The organism is Salimicrobium jeotgali (genome assembly GCF_001685435.2).
GTDB lineage: Bacteria > Bacillota > Bacilli > Bacillales > Halobacillaceae > Salimicrobium > Salimicrobium album.
The window spans coordinates 1,034,189-1,051,155 of record NZ_CP011361.2 but is presented as its reverse complement, the minus strand read 5'-3'; the positions used below and the strand labels follow the sequence as shown (position 1 = coordinate 1,051,155).

General features: G+C 47.6%; 15 protein-coding genes. All 15 read right to left on the bottom strand.

Going from position 1 to position 16,967, the window contains the following annotated elements:
• Positions 1-4: 4 nt before the first annotated feature.
• The 15 genes from AAV35_RS05205 to obgE all read right to left on the bottom strand — a co-directional run bounded on the left by AAV35_RS05205 (position 5) and on the right by obgE (position 16,595).
• A complete protein-coding gene (locus AAV35_RS05205; protein WP_008588679.1) occupies positions 5-2,206 on the bottom strand; it encodes a RelA/SpoT family protein in 2,202 nt (733 codons plus the stop codon).
• 116 nt (positions 2,207-2,322) lie between these two features.
• Positions 2,323-2,838: an adenine phosphoribosyltransferase gene (locus AAV35_RS05200; RefSeq protein WP_008588678.1), complete on the bottom strand. Its 516-nt coding sequence runs from the start codon at positions 2,836-2,838 to the stop codon at positions 2,323-2,325.
• Entirely contained in the window at positions 2,828-5,128 is a 2,301-nt protein-coding gene (gene recJ, locus AAV35_RS05195; RefSeq protein ID WP_008588677.1) for a single-stranded-DNA-specific exonuclease RecJ, read from the bottom strand. Before recJ ends, AAV35_RS05200 begins: the two co-directional genes overlap by 11 nt.
• Before the next feature lie 55 nt (positions 5,129-5,183).
• Complete coding sequence (locus AAV35_RS05190; RefSeq protein ID WP_008588675.1) at positions 5,184-5,516, bottom strand: LapA family protein; 333 nt, start codon at positions 5,514-5,516, stop codon at positions 5,184-5,186.
• 377 nt (positions 5,517-5,893) lie between these two features.
• Entirely contained in the window at positions 5,894-8,179 is a 2,286-nt protein-coding gene (secDF, locus tag AAV35_RS05185) for a protein translocase subunit SecDF (protein WP_008588674.1), read from the bottom strand.
• Between the two features lie 455 nt (positions 8,180-8,634).
• The gene (yajC, locus tag AAV35_RS05180; protein WP_008588673.1) at positions 8,635-8,895 is read right to left on the bottom strand and encodes a preprotein translocase subunit YajC; all 261 of its coding nucleotides are present in this window, start codon (positions 8,893-8,895) and stop codon (positions 8,635-8,637) included.
• 15 nt (positions 8,896-8,910) lie between these two features.
• On the bottom strand, positions 8,911-10,047 hold the full coding sequence (gene tgt, locus AAV35_RS05175; protein WP_008588672.1) for a tRNA guanosine(34) transglycosylase Tgt: 1,137 nt from the start codon (positions 10,045-10,047) through the stop codon (positions 8,911-8,913).
• Positions 10,048-10,062: 15 nt separating this feature from the next.
• Entirely contained in the window at positions 10,063-11,097 is a 1,035-nt protein-coding gene (gene queA / locus AAV35_RS05170; protein WP_008588671.1) for a tRNA preQ1(34) S-adenosylmethionine ribosyltransferase-isomerase QueA, read from the bottom strand.
• Positions 11,098-11,109: 12 nt separating this feature from the next.
• A complete protein-coding gene (locus tag AAV35_RS05165; RefSeq protein ID WP_008588670.1) occupies positions 11,110-11,310 on the bottom strand; it encodes a DUF2905 domain-containing protein in 201 nt (66 codons plus the stop codon).
• Positions 11,307-12,311 carry a Holliday junction branch migration DNA helicase RuvB gene (ruvB, locus tag AAV35_RS05160; RefSeq protein ID WP_008588669.1) on the bottom strand — a complete coding sequence of 335 codons (1,005 nt, stop codon included), beginning with the start codon at positions 12,309-12,311 and terminating at the stop codon, positions 11,307-11,309. The genes AAV35_RS05165 and ruvB overlap by 4 nt, the downstream gene beginning before the upstream one ends.
• 16 nt (positions 12,312-12,327) lie before the next feature.
• Positions 12,328-12,936 (bottom strand): Holliday junction branch migration protein RuvA, encoded by a 609-nt coding sequence (gene ruvA / locus AAV35_RS05155; protein WP_008588668.1) that lies wholly within the window; start codon positions 12,934-12,936, stop codon positions 12,328-12,330.
• A gap of 155 nt (positions 12,937-13,091) precedes the next feature.
• Positions 13,092-13,841, bottom strand: coding sequence for a YebC/PmpR family DNA-binding transcriptional regulator (locus AAV35_RS05150; protein ID WP_008588667.1), 750 nt, complete (start codon positions 13,839-13,841; stop codon positions 13,092-13,094).
• A 113-nt stretch (positions 13,842-13,954) separates the two neighbouring features.
• A complete protein-coding gene (gene pheA / locus AAV35_RS05145) occupies positions 13,955-14,827 on the bottom strand; it encodes a prephenate dehydratase (RefSeq protein WP_008588666.1) in 873 nt (290 codons plus the stop codon).
• Between the two features lie 18 nt (positions 14,828-14,845).
• Positions 14,846-15,295 carry an ACT domain-containing protein gene (locus AAV35_RS05140; RefSeq protein ID WP_008588665.1) on the bottom strand — a complete coding sequence of 150 codons (450 nt, stop codon included), beginning with the start codon at positions 15,293-15,295 and terminating at the stop codon, positions 14,846-14,848.
• A 13-nt stretch (positions 15,296-15,308) separates the two neighbouring features.
• Positions 15,309-16,595 carry a GTPase ObgE gene (obgE, locus tag AAV35_RS05135; protein ID WP_008588664.1) on the bottom strand — a complete coding sequence of 429 codons (1,287 nt, stop codon included), beginning with the start codon at positions 16,593-16,595 and terminating at the stop codon, positions 15,309-15,311.
• Positions 16,596-16,967 lie beyond the last annotated feature (372 nt).

Sequence of the window (16,967 nt, the reverse complement as noted above, 5' to 3'; positions counted from 1 at the left end):
ACCTCTATTGCATTACTCTCCGCACCGTATATACTTCCTGGATCTGTTTGATTCTCTCCACTATCTTCCTGAGATGGGAAGTATTCTGAATCAGTATTGTAATATTGATTGTAGCCATCTTATTGCGGTCGGACCTTCCCGAAACCGCCGTAATATTCGTTTTCGTTTCGTTGACAGCCTGTAACACTTCATTGACAAGACCTCTCCGATCATACCCCCAGATCTCGAGATCCACGTGATACTGTTTGCCGTTATCTTCCTCTTCTTCCCACTTAACAGGCAGGAGACGATCTTTAGCTTCTTCGGTCTTGACGTTCGGGCAGTCGGTCCGATGCACGGAAACACCGCGGCCTTTCGTTATATATCCGATGATTTCGTCACCCGGAACCGGACTGCAGCACTTGGCTAAGCGGACGAGCAGATTGTCGACCCCTTCCACTACGACCCCCGCATCTTTTTTCACGTTGGGCTGTTTTTTTAAGTCTTTTTTGTTTACATTGGCTACCGTATCTTCCAGAGCCTCCTGCTTTTCTTTCTCACGCCGGATTCTCTCCGTAAGACGGTTTGCTACCTGAATTGCAGTGATTCCCTGGTATCCTACCGCTGCATACATATCATCAAGCGAGGTGAAATTGAATTTATCGAGCACCCGCTGAATATTATCCTGTGTCAGTACCTCTTTCGGAGACAGGTGAAGGTTCTTTATTTCCCGTGCCACTGCGTCCCGGCCTTTGGAAATATTCTCTTCCTTGCGCTGCTTCTTGAAAAATTGTTTGATTTTATTTTTTGCCTGGGAAGTCTGGGCAATATTCACCCAGTCTTCAGAAGGACCGTAGGAATGTTTTGAAGTCATCACTTCTACGATATCTCCGGTTTTCAACACGTAATCAAGAGGCTCCATTTTGCTGTTCACCTTGGCACCTATAGTCTGGTTACCGATTTCCGTATGGATCCGGTATGCAAAATCAAGAGGGTTCGAACCGTACGGCAGTTCGATAACATCACCTCTCGGAGTGAAGACGTAAACCATATCGGAAAACAGATCCATTTTTAAAGATTCCATAAATTCTTCCGCATCATGGGTCTCGCTCTGCCATTCCATAATTTCACGGAACCAGGACAGTTTTTCTTCAAAAGACTGGGTGCTGCCGGACTGTTTTCCTTCTTTATAAGCCCAGTGGGCAGCAATGCCGTATTCGGCGATTTCGTGCATATCATGTGTTCTGATCTGCACTTCGAGAGGATCACCTTTCGGACCGATGACTGTCGTATGCAGAGACTGATACAGGTTCGGCTTCGGCATGGCGATATAATCCTTGAAGCGTCCCGGCATCGGCTTCCAGCATGTGTGTATAATGCCCAATACTGCATAACAGTCTTTAATGCTGTTTACCAGAATGCGTACGGCAAGCAGATCGTATATTTCGTTAAACTGCTTGCTTTGCAGAACCATTTTTTTGTAAATACTGTACAGATGCTTCGGGCGGCCATCCAGATCAGCCTCTATGTTTACATTATCGAGCTCGCCCCTTATCTGATTGATGACTTCATCCACGTAGTGCTCCCGCTCGTTTCTCTTCTGCTTCATAAGGTGCACGATACGGTAATACTGCTGGGGATTCAGATATCGCAGTGCTGTATCTTCAAGTTCCCACTTGATAGTTGAAATACCGAGACGGTGAGCGAGAGGTGCAAAAATCTCCAGAGTTTCGTTGGAAATTCTCCGCTGTTTCTCAGCCGGCAGGTGCTTGAGAGTCCTCATGTTATGAAGTCTGTCAGCAAGTTTAATCAGAATGACACGAAGATCCTTCGCCATTGCGACGAACATCTTCCTGTGATTCTCCGCCTGCTGTTCTTCTTTAGACTTATATTTGATTTTCCCTAATTTAGTCACTCCGTCCACGAGCATAGCGACTTCCTCATTGAAAGTCACCTTCAGATCTTCCACCGTTACGCCTGTATCCTCCACCGTATCATGAAGAAAGCCGCTGGCTATCGTTTCAGCATCGAGTTCCAGATTGACGAGGATCCCGGCTACCTGGACCGGGTGTATAATGTAAGGCTCCCCTGACTTTCTATACTGATCACGATGTGCCCAGGCAGCATATTCATGGGCTTTCCGAATAAATTGTAAATCGTCTTCATTCAGATAATGTCTTGCCCCATCAATCACTTCTTCCGCAGTCAACACATTATCATTCGCCATAACAATCACCCTGATTTCTATATGTTGAATTATCTTTTACTGAAATGCTGAACATAACCTCCGCCTTTCCAAGGGAAATGATAGCAAAAGAGCGCCCTTACAGAGGGCGCACTCTTCTACTCGTATTGCATTAGTGTCAGTACATCGTATCCTTCGAGCTTGTCTCTGCCGTTCAGGTATTGAAGTTCGATGAGAAAGGCACACCCTGCCACTTCTCCGCCCAGTTGTTCCACCAGATCTATAGTTGCTTCAATTGTACCTCCGGTAGCGAGCAGGTCGTCGATGATAAGTACGCGCTGGCCAGGTTTTATTGCATCTTTGTGTATAGCCAGGATGTTCTGGCCGTATTCCAGACCGTAATCCACTTCAATCGTTTCCCGGGGAAGTTTTCCTTTCTTGCGAATCGGGGCAAAACCTATTTCAAGAGCGTAGGACACAGGGCACCCTACTATAAAGCCACGGGCTTCAGGACCTACTACGATGTCGATGTCGCGCTTTTTGGCATAAGTCACGATGTCATCCACAGCTGCTTTAAAAGCAGGACCGTTATCCATAAGGGGAGTGATGTCTTTAAACTGAACTCCCTCTTTCGGCCAGTTTTCAACAATTGCTATATGTTCTTTATAATCCATATCCTATTTCCTCCTTGACTTCCGCCCCTGTAATTTGCAGCCGGGTTTCCATCCAATCTTTCAATTCTTTATATGTCGAATAGTATAGTACTTTTTCAACTTCCATCTGTTCCTGTCTCGTCTGGAACGTCCGGGATTCTGTCAGGCTTTTCTGTTCGGGTTGTGTGTTCATAAACAATTGACCATCTTTTATTGTAACAAAACCCAAATCAAAAAACACGTTACAAATGAATTTTATCGAATCGACTTTCCATCCCTTGTGTCTTGCGAGAAGAGCCGAATCTTTTTCAAGGTCAAACGTTTTCTTCTTCTTCAGCATTCCATAAAAGTACTTGAAATGTTCCCGGGACGGCAGCGTCTGCATGAACGCATCGTCTCTCAAAGAGTAGACGGCGTAAATACGCTCAGGTGATACCTCCCCGAGGAGCACATGCAGATCTTCAAGCCGTTCGGGGAGATCGAGTAAAATCAAGGTACTGTAATCTTTGACCCTGCTGTCGTTGAACCCGATCACCGGTAACTCTCCGGGTCCTTCCGTCTGCAACCCGAAAGTGACACAGGCGGCTTCGTCTTTCTGGAAGGAAGGTAAAGACTTCTGCAAATGTTTCGTTCCTCTCCAGTCGAACAGCTGCCACTCTTTCACTGCAATGTCTTCCACCATCAGCTGTGGTTTCCTCGTTCCGTTCCACTCGTTGATACTCAGCTGCCCTACCATATCTATCGGAGACTGAGGAGCGATCGAGTGATATGCGTCTCCCTGTCCGAACGCGATAGCGTCGAGACGGGAGCCGTTCTGCTCCAGCGTTACTTTCATATGATTCTTTTTGCTGCCTATCAGCCTCAATTCCTTCGCTTTGCTTCTGACGTGGAAATACGGTTTCGGATTAGCCATTCCGAATGGCCGCAGCTGATTGACGAATTCTATCTGCTGTAATGACACTTCACTGAGATCGAGACTCATCGTGACAGGTAATGACTGACGGTAGTCCTCCGGCGCCAGTTTTTCTCTCGCAAGTCGGGACAACTCTTCTCTCAGCGGAACTATATTGTCCTCCGTCAGTGTCATACCTGCAGCCTGGGAATGCCCGCCGAAGTGAAGAAACAGATCCCTGTGCTCCATGCAATTTTCGAACATGTCATAGGCATCTATACTTCTGGCGGACCCTTTCGCCTGACCTTTCTCCTTATCAATGGTAAGAACAATTGCAGGCCTGTCGAATTTCCTCACAAGCTTGGAAGCGACGATGCCAAGCACTCCGGCGTTCCAGCCTTCCCTGGCCACCACAATCACTTCATCTTGCACGTCTTCCCCGAGCAGTGTCTCGGCTTCGTCAGCTATTTCCTGAACGATTTTCTGACGCTCTTTATTCAGTTCCTGAACGAACCCGGCCAGTTCCTGTGCCTCTTCTTCATCCCTGGTAAGTAAAAGATCCACGGCAGGAGAAGCATCCTGCAGGCGGCCGACTGCGTTCATTCTTGGACCTATCATAAATCCGACCGCTTCTTCATCTACGTCTCCGTCTATGCTATTCAAATTTTTCAGCTGACGGAGCCCCGGGCGCTTCGTCTTTGTAATAGCCTCAAGTCCGAAGGAAACAAGTATCCTGTTCTCATCTTCAAGTGGCACCAGGTCGGCGACCGTTCCTATAGCTACAAGATCAAGCAGGTGAACCGGCTTCTCTTCCAGAAGAGCGTGGGCGAATTTGAACGCCACCCCGACCCCTGCCAGTTCCTGAAAAGGATACTGGAGAGACGTTTTCGGATGCAGAATCGCAAATGCCTCCGGCAGTTCGTTCTGGACTTCGTGGTGATCCGTAATAATGAGATCGATCCCCAATTCTTTTGCAACTTTCGCTTCTTCCACAGCGGCTATACCGTTGTCCACTGTAATTATAAGCGTGTATCCCTGTGCGGAGGCCCATCTGAATGCATTTTCGTTTGGACCGTATCCTTCCGTAAACCTGTTAGGAATATAAAAGTCACACTCCGCTCCGAGCGATCGCAGACACTCCATCATTAACGCTGTCGAACTGACACCATCTGCGTCATAATCCCCGAAAATCAGAATGGGCTCTCCGTAGTGGATAGCCTCTTTGACCCGGTTCACAGCTTTCCGCATTCCGTTTATGAGGAAAGGGTCATGTAAATCAGCAAGCGCCGGGTGCAAAAACCTGTTTCTTTCCTCTTCCGTATGCAAGCCGCGCTGCTCCAGTAACTCATTTATCAACTCCTGCCTGTTGGCAGAATCCGAACTGTATGTAAAATCCCATTTCATTTTACTTTTTAACATAACGACACCCCTGACCTGTTAATTATACTAAAGGCCGGGGGTGTGAACAACCATATTACCTGTCCTTATGTTTATCCGGCTCATCGTTCGAGCCTTTCTCCTCATCCTTTTCACTGACGGTTGGCTCTTCCGGTGTATTTTCCGTGCCGTTCTGCATTTTCTTCTCCAGAGAACGGTAATTCTGTTTCAGCCGGAAATACCGGAGTGAGCCTACGGAAGCAGTTATAATTCCACCCATCAGTACGGAGATGAGGATGACAAGTATGAGGGGAGCTTCACCGGATCCGAATAAATAGTCCACTTGTACAGGATCCACGTTAATGACTGCAAATATAGCTACTAAAAGAGCAAATATAATGGCCAGTATAATGTAAGTCTGTCCCTTCACGACAGCCACCTCCTTTCTTCTGTAGTATACCCCCGCGGAAAGTGATTCAATCAGAAAACAGGTAAGCCCGGCCCTCCTTTTTCCAGCGAATAGAAAGAGTAAGTGTCATCTGTCGGCTTTCCTTCCTTTCGTAAGCTGTGAAACGGAACGAAGGTAACGTTTATGCCGGAATCGTGACATTCACCGCTCCTTCATACCTCTCAACGTCACGAAAAGAACGTTATCCTTACCTTCGCATCTGAAGGGAAGGATAACAGGCTCGCTCCGGGCAGAGGTGCCCAATCCATCTCCCCCTTACTCGTAAAAAATACAAAAACCGAACACAAGGGTCCGGTTTTTGTTATCTGCTATTCAATTGTGCCGAAGACTTTTCGCTTTTATACCTGCGGTCCGTTCGTTTTCTTCTTCGCAGAGTACTCGATCGGTTTCTTCTCGATTGTACGTCCTCTCATTACCAGCCAGAGCTGGGCGGCAATAAAGAGTGAAGAATACGTACCGGCCACTAGTCCTACTACAAGAGCAAATCCGAAATTCGTTATAGAGGAAGCTCCGAACAGGAAGATCATCAGCGCTGCGAACACCACGGTGATTACAGTATTGAAACTCCTTGCAAGCGTCTGCATCAGACTTTCGTTGACCACTTTCGCCAGTTCACCGAAGGTCTTCACTTTCCGCTTAAGTTTCAAGTTTTCGCGTATCCTGTCGAAGGTGACGATTGTATCATTGACGGAATACCCGACGATTGCCAGAATGGCGGCAATTATCGTTATATCGAATTCAAGCCTGGTTATGCTGAATAGAGCTATGATAAAGAAAGCATCGTGCAACAGGGCCAGAATTGCCGTGAGTGCAAAAAAGAACTCGAATCGGATCGTAACATAAATAACGATTCCTATAGAGGCATAGAGAACAGCCAGGGCTGCGTTCTTGGCCAGTTCCTGTCCCACTATCGGAGATACAGTACTTACGTTGGGCGTGTTGCCATATTTTTCTTCATAGTGGGCCTGGATTTCTCCTACCTTATCTTTCGGAAGAACCGTTTCGAACCGGGCCACAGCAATTTCGTCGTTGTCCCCTGAAATCACTATCTGTTTCGGCGTAACGCCGAATTCTTCCTCGAGCGTCTCTTCCACCTGGGGAGCTTTGATATTGCCATCGGAAAGAATAGACACTCTGGATCCGCTTGTGAAGTCAATCCCTAAGTTAAGTTTGAATATCATAAGCGCGATACCGCCGGAGGCGATCAGTATAATCGAAATTGCAAAGAATCGCTTCCGTAACCCTGCAAAATCGAAAGTTTTACCTTTTACAGTTGTATTCACCGGGGTCGTATCATTAATATCCTGGATTTGTGAAGGCTTCACCCCGAACCAGCCGGGACGTTTATTCAGCAGACGGCTGTGAATCCACAGACCCATGAAAAGGCGGGTACCGAAAACGGCGGTGATGAAGCTTACCAGTATGCTCACTATCAGCATCGTAGCGAACCCTTTCACGGAACTCGTCCCGAATATAAACAGTACGCCTGCAGCTATCAGTGTTGTTATGTTCGCATCAAGGATAGTCGCAAGAGATCGCTTATTCCCCGATTTGAAAGCGGACATTACCGATTTACCGGATTTCAGTTCTTCTTTGATACGTTCATACGTTATGATGTTCGCATCTACAGCCATACCTACTCCCAAAATAAGAGCGGCTATCCCGGGCAGTGTCAGCACCCCGTTCATGAGTTCGAACACTACAAGAATAAGGTATATATATACGGAAAGTGTGACTGCTGCAATAATCCCCGGAAAACGGTAGTAGGCAATCATGTAAAGGAAGATTAGCGCAATACCTATCGCTCCGGCAATAACGGTTTTATTCATCGCCTGCTCCCCGAACTGTGCTCCTACGGACGTCGAGTACATTTCTTCGAGGTTCACCGGAAGCGATCCGGCGTTCAGCATGTCGGCCAGCTGTTTGGCTGATTCCACCGTAAAGTTCCCGTCAATCTGGACGTCCGTGCTTCTGATCGGCTCATCATTATTAAATCCGAGAGCGGAAATATATGCCGGATCTTCTTTGCCGTACTCTTCCGGGAACGTCGTCTCGGATTCGTTATAGTCGAGCCAGATGACCATCATACGGTCGTCATACGGAGTCTCCGGATCCTGTTCCTTACTCGTAATAGTATCCGAAACTTCGTAAAATTCCTGGGCACTTTCCATTTTCACAGTAACCACAGGCTGGTTCGTGTTCGCATCAAATGACTGCTGGGCACTGCCCTCGACAATATCACTGCCATCAAGGTATTCATTGCCCTCTACGTCACGAAAAGACAGTTCGGCGGTCGTCGACAGTAATTCTCTCGCTTCCTGCTGATTATCGACACCCGCAAGCTGCACCCTTATCCTGTTGGGCTCTTCGATGTTAATATTCGCTTCACTGATACCAAGGGAGTCCACCCTTTCTGTCAGTGACTGCACAGTCGCTTCAAGTACTTGACGGTTGACTTCCTGTTCCTCATCAATCGGATCCACCTCATAGAGAATCTCGAATCCTCCCTGAAGGTCGAGTCCGAGCTTTATGTCTTTGGCGACACCCGTAACAGTCGTGCCTATCATCGTTCCAAGTAAAGCTACTATAAGAAAAAAGGCGACAATGCGACCTCGTTTTTTCATTTCCTTCGCTCCCCCTTATTGTCCCTCTTTTCAGGGACTCTTTCCTCTTGACGTCAATCATACGGGACTTCCTTTGAGTCACAAAAGCAGCCCCTGCTTGCATTGCATACCTTTTTCATCAATATATAATCACTGTTTCACCATTGCCTGCCCGTGCTTCAAAAGAGGGCAGGTAAGCACACACCCTCCCTGAAACGCGGAGGCGCCGGCCTATATGTACAAGCATATAATCTATTGTAGCGGAAAATCATTTCTTTGAGAAGATGAACAGGCTATTCAGTGAAAAACTGTACCGAATGATCAGATTTTTACAGGTCAGTTTGAGTCGAAAGAATCCAAAAAACCCCTGCAAAAAACAAAGAGTGATTCCCGGCTCAATGCAGGAATCACTCTTTTTCCTCAGGTATTGATAAAAGACGGCTTGAAATAAGAGCCGTCTTTCGTTTCCCTAGGTCTTAGTCGTTCTTTCTTTCTCTGACTGATGAACGATCCATCTTCAACGAAGAGCCATCGTTAACCGTAACGACGACGGTGCCTTCGTCAAGCGCGTGAATCGTACCATGAATGCCGCCGATTGTAATGATTTCATCACCTTTTTGCAGTTCGGATTGCATCTGCTGCACTTGTTTTTGCTTTTTCTGTTGAGGACGAATCAGCAAAAAGTAAAAGATAACAAACATTAAAATAATAGGCAGTAGCCTTATCAATGTTTCCATCTCTGTCTTCCCCCCCTAAAAGTTTTTCGCATCTGGCCTGTTGAAACCATATTGTTCAAAGAATTCTTCACGGAAATCTCCGAGTCTGTCTTCTTTAATGGCTTCTCGCACTTGCCTCATCAATTTTAACAGAAAATACAGGTTATGATAAGTAGTAAGTCTGATTCCGAACGTTTCGTTCGATTTTACGAGGTGACGGATATAAGCTCTCGAATAGTTACGACACGTATGACAATCACAATTTTCGTCGATCGGCCCGAAATCACGGGCGAATTTAGCGTTACGGACGACCAGACGTCCGTTAGACGTCATACAGGTACCGTTACGGGCTATGCGTGTCGGAAGCACACAGTCGAACATGTCGATCCCCCGTATTGCACCATCCACCAGGGAATCAGGGGATCCTACGCCCATGAGATATCTCGGCTTATCTGTAGGCAGCAAAGGAGTCGTCGATTCAAGCATCCTGTTCATTACATCTTTCGGTTCCCCGACCGACAGACCGCCGATCGCATACCCGGGGAAGTCCAGCGATGTAAGATCACGCGCACTCTGTTTCCGCAGATCTTCGTATTCCCCGCCCTGAACGATACCGAACAGGCCCTGATCGTGGGGACGTTTATGAGCCGACAAACAGCGCTCCGCCCAGCGGCTCGTCCTCTCTACGGAATCCTTCATATACTTATGTTCTGCAGGGTAAGGCGGGCATTCATCAAATGCCATCATAATATCCGCGCCGAGCTGATTCTGTATGTGCATCGCTTTCTCCGGAGAAAGAAATAGCTTCTCCCCGCTTATATGGTTACGGAAATGGACGCCTTCCTCTTCGATTTTTCTCAGATCACTAAGACTGAAAACCTGGAAACCTCCCGAATCTGTAAGGATAGAACCTTTCCAGTTCATAAATTTGTGAAGGCCCCCGGCTTCTTCGACGATATCCGCTCCCGGACGCAACCAGAGATGATAAGTGTTCGAAAGAATCATACCGGCCCCCATGGACTCAAGCTCTTCCGGACTCATCGTCTTAACGGTCGCTAACGTACCTACAGGCATGAACGCAGGGGTTTCGAACGTTCCGTGAGGAGTATGGACCTTCCCTAACCTTGCACCTGTCTGCTTACATGTTTTTATATGTTCATATGTTACTGCCATCTGTATCTTCCACTCCTACTTTAAAATTAGCATTGCATCTCCGAAACTGAAGAAACGGTATCTCTTTGTCACCGCCCTGCGATAGGCTTCCAGTATGAATTCTCTGCCGGCAATCGCACTCACAAGCATAATCAGCGTGGACTTCGGAAGATGGAAATTCGTCACGAGTCCATCGATTGATTCCACCTGGTGCGGAGGATAGATGAAAATGTCCGTCCACCCGCTCTGCGCCACGAAACGCTGATGTTCCCGGTAGATCGTCTCAAGCGTCCGGGTAGACGTCGTACCTACCGAAATGATGCGCCCACCGTTTTCCCTTATACGATTAAGCGTCCCGGCTGAGTCTTCCCCCAGAGTATAGAACTCTGCATGCATGTCGTGTTCTTCTACGTTCTCCACACTCACCGGTCTGAACGTTCCGAGGCCTACGTGCAAAGTGAGATATACTAGTTCAACCCCCGACTCCTCCAATTCCCGGAACAGCCTTTCCGTAAAATGAAGACCGGCCGTGGGCGCAGCAGCCGATCCCTCTTCTTTTGCATAAACCGTCTGGTAACGGTCACGGTCTTCCAGTTGCTCGGTAATGTACGGAGGGAGTGGCATTTCTCCGAGAGAATCCAGCACTTCAAGGAAGATGCCCTCGTAAGAAAACTCGACGATTCTCCCGCCATGCTCCAGCTCTTTTGTACAAACGGCTTTCAGTCGTCCGTCACCAAAGGTGAGTTCCGTACCTTCCTTCACTTTTTTGGCAGGCTTCATCAGTACTTCCCATTCGTCGCCTTCGCGCTGATGAAGAAGAAGCACTTCCACTTTTCCTCCCGTATCTTCTTTCACGCCATACAGCCGCGCAGGAAGTACTTTTGTATCGTTCAAAACGAGACAGTCTCCGGGGTGGAGATAATCTTTCACATCCGAGAATACCCGGTGTTCTATCTTTTCTGCTTCCGTGTTAAGAACCATAAGACGGGAAGAATCCCGATCCTTAAGCGGCGTCTGGGCGATGAGTTCTTCCGGCAGTTCAAAATCGTATTCATTGATATCTGTTGTCATTATCCTTCAACCTCACTTCAATCTGCTGACTATATAAAATATTAAAGACAAAATAATGCTCACGACGATCGACGTCATTACCGGAAAATAAAAAGTCGTATTTCCCTTCTTAAAAATCAGATCTCCCGGAAGTTTACCGATAAAGGCTCCAATGATTCCAAACAAAAGAAAAACGATGCCGATAATGATAAAGATTTTACTGAACTCGTTCATGACCCTCCGGGCGTCTCCCGGTCAAAGTGCATGTAAGTTTTAGGAGTAGCCGTCCGGCCCCTCGGTGTTCTCTGTATGTACCCTTTCTGTAACAGGAAAGGTTCATACACATCTTCGATAGTCTGGGATTCTTCTCCGATGGTGGCCGCCATCGTATCAACACCGACAGGTCCCCCGCGGAAAGAGTCCATCAGCGCAAGAAGGAGTTTGTGATCGATGTGATCCAGCCCGTCTTCATCCACCTGCAGCATACCGAGCGCTTCACGGGCAGTAGCAAGAGAAATTTCACTTTCCCCTTTCACCTGGGCTATATCCCGTACGCGTTTCAGCAGACGGTTGGCAATCCTCGGAGTGCCCCGGGAGCGGCTGGCAATTTCGTCCGAGGCTTCCTCATCTATCGATACATTGAATATTTCCGCCGTTCTTCTGATGATGTCGGAAAGAGCTTCGTTCGAATAGAATTCAAGCCGGCCATGCACCCCGAACCGGTCACGGAGCGGAGCCGACAGCAGTCCTGCCCTGGTGGTGGCTCCCACGAGAGTGAACGGCGGCAGGTCGAGACGGACGGATCTCGCGCTCGGACCGGTGCCGACCACAATATCAAGACAGAAGTCTTCCATTGCCGGATACAGCACCTCCTCCACGGAACGCGGAAGGCGATGAATTTCGTCGATAAACAGAACATCCCCCGCCTCGAGCGAAGAAAGGATGGCCGCAAGATCTCCGGCTCTTTCTACGGCCGGACCGGAAGTCGTCCGAAACTGCACTTCCATTTCGTTGGCGATTATGGAGGCAAGCGTTGTTTTACCAAGGCCCGGCGGTCCATAAAGCAACGTATGATCCAGAGGTTCTTCCCGCATTTTCGCAGCCTCTATAAATATACTGAGATTGTGTTTCGTTTTTTCCTGACCGATATACTGGGAGAGAAGTTCAGGTCTTAAACTTTGTTCGATTTCATCTTCTCTTCCCTGCTGTTCCCCGGAAATGATGCGATCTTCCATAGGATGTTGCTCCTTTCTATGTCTTCAGTAGTAACTGCAGTCCCTGTCTTACGTAATCATCCACCCGGTCCGCTTCCATCGTCTGAAGTTCGGGCTTTATCGACTTTAGTTCCTTATCCGAATAACCCAGAGCTTCCAGTGCCTCCAGTGCTTCCGCAATAAGCGACTGATCGGCTCTTGCTTTGGTATAGAAGATGGTCGCTTCATTCTCTTCCTCGGGCAGCCAGTCGACCAGTTTCCCTTTCAGATCCAGAATCATCTGTCTGGCGGTTTTCTTTCCGACCCCGGGAAATTTGGTCAGATATTTATCATCTTCCCGTTCAATGGCACTGATGAAATCCGATACGCTCACTCCGCCAAGAATGGCCAGCGCCCCTTTTGGTCCGATTCCCGAAACGCTGAGCAGCCTGGCAAACAGTCGTTTATCTTCTTTTTTCGGGAAACCGAAAAGAATTTGAGCGTCTTCCCGCACGTGATGGTATGTATATATTTTCACTTCTTCCCCGAGTTTCGTTTCAAAATAAAAAGGGTTGGCACAATAAACTTCATAGCCAAGACCTTGAACTTCCACATTAATGGTTTCTTCTTCTACCGCTGTCAATGTACCCTTAACGTATGCAATCATTCATTTCGCTCCATTCCTGCGTTGTCCCTGATATTATAACATACATACACACGTTCGTATGAGAAAAAGTGATGACGTTGCGTCTGTAGATATTTCTATACAAAAAGAGTGATTTCCTTTAAATGTAAAGAAAACCACTCTTTCCAACGACGAATTCAGGTCAGCTTCTCCAGTACTTCCTGATCGGCATCAAGGTTATGCCAGATATCCTGAACGTCGTCATTATCTTCGAGCATATCAATGAGCTTCAGCATTTGCTCCACAGTCTCTTCCTCCTCCAGGGGAGTGTAAGTCTGAGGAATCATAGTCACTTCAGCTGTCTGCACAGGATAAGCTTCCAGCGCGTGTTTTACATTTTGAAAATTTTCGGGTTCCGTATATATTTCAAAAAAGTCATCCGTAGTCTCAAGCTCATCTGCACCCGCTTCGATCGCTTCAAGCATAATATCATCCTCTTCCACTTCCGTGGCGGAGCGGTCGATGGTGATGAATCCTTTTCTGTCGAACATAAAGGAAACGCACCCGTTTTCCCCCAAATTTCCTCCATGTTTACTGAAGGCGTGACGGACTTCGGGAGCCGTTCTGTTTTTATTGTCTGTCAGCACGTTGACCATGACGGCGACTCCTCCGGGACCATATCCTTCATACACGACGTCTTCGTATTCATTTCCTCCGACATCGCCCTTAGCTTTTTTTACGGCTCTGTCGATATTATCTTTCGGCATATTATTCGATCTGGCTTTTTCTATAGCTAACCGCAAATCCGGGTTCATCTCCGGATCCGGATCTCCCTGTTTTGCAGCAACGAAGATTTGGCGAGCCAGCTTCTGGAAAAGTTTTCCCCGTTTCGCATCCTGAGCACCTTTACGATGTTTAATGTTACTCCATTTTGAATGACCGGCCATGGTGCATTCTCCTCTCCAAATCAAGTTTTTTCCTTTAATAACTATATCAAAATTCATTCCTCTGTCAAAACTGTACACTTTTTCATTAAAAAACGTGCCTCGGAAGGCACGTTTTACTTCATTACGGGAGAAGAAGTTTCAATTTCATAACTTGGATACGTGCCGAGGACTTTAAGTCTGCAGCCAAGTGCTTCCAACTCCTGCTGTACTCCTGGGAAGAGTACCTGATCATACGGCTGGTCCACGTCCACAAGGAAGAAATAATTGCCGAGACCCGTCTTCATAGGGCGTGACTCGATCTTCGACAAGTTCATTTTTCTCCAGGCAAAAGCAGCGAGAACCTGATGAAGCGCTCCAACGTAGTCCTGAGGGAGAGTGACCATTACGGTAGTTTTGTGTTTTTTCACAGGCTGATCTTTCACTTTCAACGTTTTCGGCTCTTTTTGCACTACAGCGAACCTCGTGTGATTGTTGTCATAATCATGAATGTTACCTTCCAGAATATTCAGCCCGTTCATTTCGGCAGCCAGATGATTACCGATAGCCGCTGCGTGCACACCTTTTTCCCTGACGATTTCGGCTGCCCGCCCCGTAGAAGCAGTATAATGGATTGCCGCTTCCGGATAATGCTTGTGCAAATACTGATGGCACTGGGCAATCGCATGACTGTGAGAATGAATTTCGGTTATGTCGTGTTCGTCATACTCCGGATGCGTCAGCAGGTGCTGACGTATGGGAACAGTAAGCTCTGCTATAATCGCCTGGTTCACCTGATGGATCAAATAATCGATGGTAAGATGAACGGATCCTTCGATCGCATTTTCAAGCGGGACGACCCCCGTATCGATTTCTCCCGCTTCTACTGCATCGAGACAGGCAGGGATGGTATCAAAGCTTACAAACTCCCCGCCGTCGAACAAAGAATCCACCGCCATTTTCGTAAAAGTACCCTTTGGTCCCAGATACCCTATCTTTTGCGTCTCCATTCTATCACCCCTCCATTGTTAAGCACCGGAACTTAAAACTTCCACATTATCGACGAAGGAAAGTCCCTGCATATCCTGCATCAGACTGTTCATCTCCTCCGTCATTCCTGCCGTATTAAGCGACAGGGTAACATTCGCTTTTCCCTGGATAGGAATCGTCTGGTGTATCGTGAGTACGTTGCATCCGAACCCGGCAGCTACTGCAAGCAGGTTCGAAAGACTCCCCTTCTGATCTTCCAGGTGAAAAAACAGTGTAACGATCTGTTCTTTTACCATCGTCTGGAATGGGTAAACAGCATCCTTGTATTTATAATAAGCGCTTCGTGATAAACCGACGTCGCGGACAGCTTCGTATATGGACTCGGCTTTTCCACGCTCGAGCATGGCTTTCACATCAAGTGTTTTTTTCATCGCTTCCGGAAGTATATCACTTCGTACCAGATAAAATTTCTCGCTGTAATCTGCCATGACTTCACCCCCGTTAACCGTCTACAAATTCAAATTCAAAATCAAGCAGGCGAATCGTATCGCCGTGTTCGGCCCCTTTCTTCCGGAGGGCCTCATCCACACCCATGCTGCGCATCTGCTGTGCGAACCGGTTGACAGCCTGGTCGTGATCGAAGTTCGTCCGGCGGAAAAGCGACTCTATCTTCTCTCCATAAAGTACGTAAGCCCCATCATCATCTCTCGTAATATGAAAGGCAGGTGCTTCTTTCTCATATTTATACAGAACTCTGTTTTCCGTAGTAACTTCCTCTTTCACTTCTTTAGGAATCCGGTCCAGTTCATCCGCCACTGCGTAAAGGATTTCATCCAATCCGCTTCTGGTAATCGCAGAAAGAGGATAGATCCGCAAGTTTTCCTTTTCGGTTTCGGCACGGAATTTTTCCAGATTTTCTTCCGAATCGGGCAGGTCCATTTTATTGGCAATCACTATTTGAGGCCTGTCTTTAAGACTTTCATCATAGGAGGCGAGTTCGTGATTGATAGCTACGTAATCTTCGTAAGGATCTCGCGCTTCCATCCCCGACATATCTATAACGTGCAGTATTACTCTGGTCCGCTCGATGTGCCTGAGGAATTGATGTCCCAGTCCTACACCTTCGTGCGCCCCTTCGATAAGACCCGGAAGATCGGCCATAACGAAACTGCGTCCATCCTTCGTTTCCACTACACCAAGATTAGGATTCAGGGTAGTGAAGTGATAGTCGGCCACTTTCGGCTTCGCGGCAGTAACGGTGGAAAGGAACGTTGATTTTCCTACGCTTGGAAAACCTACCAGCCCGACATCCGCCAGCAGTTTCAGCTCTAACTGGACGTCGAGTTCCACTCCGAGCGTACCATTCTCGGAGATTTCCGGTGCACGGTTTCTGGCAGTCGCAAATTTGGCATTTCCACGGCCGCCACGCCCGCCTGCAGCAATGACAGCCCGCTGCTTGTGCTCCAGCAAATCTGCTATCAGTTCGCCGGTAGCCGCATTCCGGACGGTAGTGCCCGGGGGTACCGGGACTACAAGATCATCAGCATTTTTCCCGTGTTTCTTCTGGTTCATACCGTTTTCGCCACGTCGGGCCTTGAAGTGACGCTGGTAACGGAAGTCCATGAGCGTGTTCAAACCCTCATCCACTTCGAAAACCACGTCTCCGCCCCGGCCGCCGTCTCCGCCTGCAGGACCGCCTCTCGGAACATATTTCTCTCTGCGATAGGCGACGAGGCCGTTACCCCCATCTCCCGCTTTTACATATATTTTCACCTGATCGACAAACATATATTTTTCACCTCTTCAATTCAGTCTTTCGCCTATCCTTTACGGATGCTTACTTATCAAAACTGACGCTTATCCACAATATCTTCGCAGCACGGAAGTACCTTTCTCCCTGCCCGGTTCGATAAATCAACCTCAGTTCCCGATACAGGAACGGGCCCAGTTCAACTGGCAGACCCCCCTGTACAAACCCGACATACTTTTCGAATTATTTCTTGAGCATGTTTTCGTTCGGAAATTGAACTTGATTCACCCATTACCGTGACAGTGAAGAAAGCGGCTTTCTTCATCTGCACCTTTAAATATTATTAAGAATTATAGCAGAATTAACTTTATGATTCTATGCGGTGCTGACACCGGTCGCTGTTCATTACT